We start from the raw sequence: 4,684 nt of genomic DNA, 5'->3' as shown, positions 1-4,684 counted from the left end.
CGGGGGGGGGGGGGGGCGGGGGGGGGGGGGGGGCCAGCCCGCGCGCCCCCCCCCCCCGCCACGGGGCCCTTCTCCAGCGCGTCCGCGAGGGCGTCCTGGTCGATCAGGGCGCCACGGGCCGTGTTGACGACGAAGGCCGTCGGCTTCAGCAGCGCGAGGCGCCCGGCGTCGAGCAGGTGCCGGGTGCCGTCGGTGAGCGGAGTGTGCAGCGTGACGTAGTCCGAGCAGCGCAGCAGTTCCTCGAGCGGGACGTGCCGGGCGCCGCCGAGCCGTTCCTCGGTCTCCGGTGCCACCCGGCGGCGTCCGCAGTACAGGACGGTCATGTCGAACGCCGTGGCGCGGCGGGCCACCTGCTGACCGATCTGCCCGAGCCCCACGATGCCCAGCGTCTTGCCGGACAGCTCGGTGAGCGAGCTCTGCAGCCGGGGCAGTGCCCAGTCGCCCTCGGCCAGCGCGTTGTGCGCGGGCACGAGTTGCTTGGCCAGCGCCAGCAGGAGAGCGAAGGTGTGCTCGGCCACGTTCTGTGCCTCGGCGTCGCTGGAACCGATGGTGCACACCGGCACCCCTCGGGCGCGCGCCGCGTTCACGTCGACGTAGTCGAAGCCGTGGCTCGCGCACTGCACCAGCTCCAGCGCGGGCGCGGCGGCGATGTGCGCGGCGGTGACCGGGGCGAGCGCGGTGATGACGACGTGTGCCTCGCGCAGGGCTGCCGGGTCCTCGTCCACGGCCTCGACGACGGTGACCCGCGCGGTGCCGGGGAACAGCGTGGCGAGTGCGGACCCGGACGCCCGGCCGCCCATGTGCGGCGGGACGATGGCGAGGACGTTCCTGGGCACGGTCACGCGGACTCCTCGACGAGGTCGGCGGCGCCGATCGTGGCCGGGGTGGCGTGCCCGGACAGGGCGAGGGTGAGGTCGAACTCCGCGAGCAGACAGCGGATCACGTGCTCGACGCCCGCCTGCCCGTCGAGGCCGAGACCGTAGACGTACGGCCGTCCCAGCAGCACCGCCCGCGCGCCGAGCGCGAGCGCCTTGAAGACGTCGTCGCCGGTGCGCACCCCGCTGTCGAACAGCACGGTCAGCCGGTCGCCGACCGCCTTCGCGACCCGCGGCAGCGCATCGGCCGCCGCGACCGAACCGGCCACCTGGCGGCCACCGTGGTTGGACACCACCACCCCGTCCACCCCGGCATCGGCGGCCAGCCGGGCGTCGTCCGGGTGCAGCACGCCCTTCAGGACGATCGGCCCGTCCCAGTGCTCGCGCAGGAAGGCCAGATCCGGCCAGGTGTGGCTCGCGTCCCCGAACAGGCCGAGAAAGTGCAGCACGGCCGCGTTGGGATCCTCGTGCACCGGCTTGGCCAGGCCCGCCTGGAAGGCCGGGTCGGAGAAGTAGTTGGCGGTTCCCACCCCGTGCAGGAACGGCAGGTAGGCCTGGTCGAGGTCGCGTGGCCGCCAGGCGAGGATCGGGGTGTCCAGCGTGACGACGAGCACGGTGAACCCGGCGGCCCTGGCCCGGCCGAGGAAACTCCGGGTCACCTCGCGGTCCTTGCCCCAGTACAGCTGGAACCACCGCTCGGCGTCCCCCATCGCCTCCGCCACCTGTTCCATCGGCGTGCTGGAGGCGGAGGACAGGATGTACGGCACGCCCTGCGCCGCGGCGGCCCGCGCCGCGGCCGTCTCCGCCTCCGGATGCATGATCGACAGCACGCCGACCGGCGCGAGCGCCAGCGGCGCGGGCAGCGCGCGGCCCAGCACCTCCGTCGAGAGGTCCCGCTCGTGCACGTCCCGCAGCATGCGCGGAACGATGCGCCGGCGCTCCAGGGCGGTCCGGTTGGCGCGTGCCGTGCTGCCGTTGCCCGCGCTGCCCGCCACATACCCGACCGGCCCCGGGCCGAGCCGGCGCTCGGTCAGCTCCTCCAGCCGGGTGGGGTCGGTGGGCAGGCGTGGTACGGCACCCGTCATCCCGTTCAGATAGATCTCGTACTGGAAGTCCGCCCAGTGCTTCGCCATCCGCCGTCCCGCCTCTCGTCGTTGAGCTCGCGTGCCGACCATACTCGCGGGTAGCCCGGGCGTCGGCCCCTGGGGTGGCACGTGTCCGCTCGACCACGGGGGCGGCCGCCTCGTACGCGGTGCGGGTCGTCACGCGCGGTGGCGAGCCCGCCCGGTGGTTCGGCGGGGACCTGGTCGTTGCTGGGTCGGCCTGCCCGGCGGGAGGGGATGCCGGAGCGGCGTGCCCGTCGGGCGCGAGGTCTGCGCGCCGGTATCCGGCGGGTCCGTCGATGGCCCGCCGCGTGCCGGTTCGTCCGCCTCGTGCGGGGTGATGGCCGTTCCGCGCGCCGGTGAGACCCCCCGGCGGGGGGATGCCGGCATGGCCGTGCCGCGGGGGAATGACGGCCCGTCGGCTTCCCCGCCGCGCGCCGGGTTGGCGAAGCGGCCGAAGGGTCCGTCAGCGGCCCCGCGTGCCCCGGTCGGCCCGTGGGGGTGAGGGCCGTTCCGTCCGGTGGTTCGGCGAGGGCGGCTGGTCATCGACCGGCTGGGCCGCCCGGCCGGAGGGGACGTCGCAGTGGCCGTGGACCGCCGGCCCCGGCCCGGCGCCATGAAGACGTCGGCTTCGCCAGCCGCCCGGCGGGCCGGGTCGGTTCACCCGCGCGACCGCCCGCACCTGTGCCCCGTTCGCGCCCGGCAGCCACAGCGGGATGAGGAACACCTCCGCCTCCCGCGCGCCCACCGGCCGGTCCGGGCCGGTGAGGTTCTCGGCGATCACGCCCCCCGCGCCGCACAGCATCCTGCGGTTGCGGCGCGGAGTGCCGGCCGGGACGTGGCGCGACCGGACGCGGAGGAGCGCGTTGAACGGCACCGGGTCGGGCAGCACGATCAGTGCGGCGCCGATGAACGACGGCCGGAAACGGCGACTTGGTCGCCGCGTCCGCCGTGACGGAGGAGGCACCGGCGGACGACGGGTCGAAGTCACCGGCGAAGGCGATCGCGCCGACCAGGAACAGCACCGTCGCCGAGGTCACCGCGATCTTGTTGACGAACAGCATGAACCGGAAACCGTATACACACTCGTCGAACACACGTCGAGGACCGGCCCGGCGAACAGCGCGTACGCGACGACGTACGACAGCGCGCCGCGCTCCGGACCGAACGACCGGTGCGCACCGCCGACCAAGGAGAAACGGACGCCGTCCCTGAGGGTTCAACGAACCTGAGGTGAGGGCGGCGTCCGTACCAGGGGATGTTTCATCCGTCTTCGCCGTCTTCGTCAGCGGATGAATCGACCGCCTCCTCGACATCCGGCCCCTGGGCGCGGACCCGCTGGACGTGCTCCAGGGACTCGCTCAGTTCGGTGAGCCAGTCGTCGGTGTGGCGCTGGACCAGCCGCACGCACCAGGCGAGGGCGTCACTGCGGCTGCGGGCGACACCTCCGGCGATCAGCGTGTCGAGGACGTGGCGCTCGGGCTGCCGGAGCCGGGTCATGACGGGCGCCGCCACGTGCGTGAACAGGGCGCGCCGGCCTTCGCACTCGACGCCCCAGGACACCTTCCTGCGGAAGCGGTGCTCGGCCTCGCGGGCCACGGCGATCCGGGCCTCGCGGGTGCGCTCGCGGAACTCCTGGATCCGGCCCTGGACGGCCGACTCCCGCTCGGCCTCCGAGACGTCCTCGGCGAGCCGGGGGCCGGGGATGCGGCCGATCACGGTGATCTCCTCGCGGTCGACGGCCACCTCGGCCAGGTCCTCGAAGAGGTCGTCCGGCAGCCGGCCGGCGAACCAGCCGCGCACCTTGTCTCGCTGCTCTGAAGTAATCATGTAATGACGATTACTCCGGTCGAACATGAACGCAAGGGGTCGCGGAGAAGTCCGCCGACGGCTGAAGCGGAATGTTTCAGGACTATTAACGAGGCGGTGAAAACCAGCCACTTGGCCGCTTCGTGCGATCAAGAACCGCACAGTTTCGCGGTTGGAACGTTCGAATTCCGTGACTTCACGCCACTGATTCAACACGCAAGGTTACTGAAACCCGTGGGTGGGATGTGTGTTTCGGCGACGGACTCGGCAGAGTGTCGGTCGCCCGCTCCGGTGCCCACCGGTCCGAGCGCGGCACCCGACTGATCAAGCGGAAGGATGCACACAATGCGGAACACCGCGCGCTGGGCAGCGACCCTCGGCCTCTCTGCCGCCGCCGTCTGCGGACCCCTGACCGGGGCCTCCGTCGCCACGCCGGCCAGCGCCCCCGCCTCGCTCTACGCCCCGTCGGCCATGGTGCTCACCATCGGCCACGGCGACAACGCCGCCACCGTCACCCCGGAGCGCGCCGTCACTCTGACCTGCGCCCCGAGGGCCTCCGGAACCCATCCGGCCGCGGCCGAGGCATGCGCCGAACTACGAGACGTCGGCGGTGATTTCGATGCCCTGACGGCCAGAGACGACGTGCAGTGCACCAAGGAGTACAACCCGGTGCTGGTCACCGTCCAGGGCGTGTGGCAGGGCAAGCGAGTCGACTACAAGCGAACCTTCGGCAACGCGTGCGTGAAGGACTCCTACGGGAGCACCGTGTTCGCGTTCTGAGGACCGGGATCGCCCGGTCCCCCTGACATGCCGGAACAGGCCCGCAGCTGGGGAGTGCGAGCCCTTGTCACGGGGACCGGAGATCTCGCACCGGGGGTCGGACGGGCGGAGTGGGGC

General features: G+C 72.8%; 4 protein-coding genes and 1 pseudogene. 1 reads left to right on the top strand and 4 read right to left on the bottom strand.

Going from position 1 to position 4,684, the window contains the following annotated elements; translation table 11 throughout:
- The 4 genes and pseudogenes from ACFW2E_RS41775 to ACFW2E_RS41760 form a co-directional block, all read right to left on the bottom strand.
- On the bottom strand, positions 1–842 hold an 842-nt coding region (locus tag ACFW2E_RS41775), incomplete at its 3' end, for a 2-hydroxyacid dehydrogenase (protein WP_384475869.1).
- Positions 839–2,008: a lactate 2-monooxygenase gene (locus tag ACFW2E_RS41770; RefSeq protein WP_384475866.1), complete on the bottom strand. Its 1,170-nt coding sequence runs from the start codon at positions 2,006–2,008 to the stop codon at positions 839–841. The genes ACFW2E_RS41775 and ACFW2E_RS41770, both read right to left, overlap by 4 nt.
- A 784-nt stretch (positions 2,009–2,792) precedes the next feature.
- Positions 2,793–3,173: pseudogene (locus ACFW2E_RS41765) on the bottom strand (cytosine permease); the annotation flags it as partial.
- A 68-nt stretch (positions 3,174–3,241) separates the two neighbouring features.
- Entirely contained in the window at positions 3,242–3,808 is a 567-nt protein-coding gene (locus ACFW2E_RS41760) for a hypothetical protein (protein WP_384475863.1), read from the bottom strand.
- Between the two features lie 324 nt (positions 3,809–4,132).
- On the opposite strand from ACFW2E_RS41760, the gene ACFW2E_RS41755 reads away from it, so the two are divergent.
- Positions 4,133–4,567: a protease inhibitor gene (locus ACFW2E_RS41755; RefSeq protein ID WP_384475860.1), complete on the top strand. Its 435-nt coding sequence runs from the start codon at positions 4,133–4,135 to the stop codon at positions 4,565–4,567.
- Positions 4,568–4,684: the final 117 nt, after the last annotated feature.

It is taken from the genome of Streptomyces sp. NPDC058964 (assembly GCF_042741275.1).
Lineage (GTDB): Bacteria > Actinomycetota > Actinomycetes > Streptomycetales > Streptomycetaceae > Streptomyces.
This window is presented reverse-complemented; position numbering and strand designations above follow the sequence as displayed.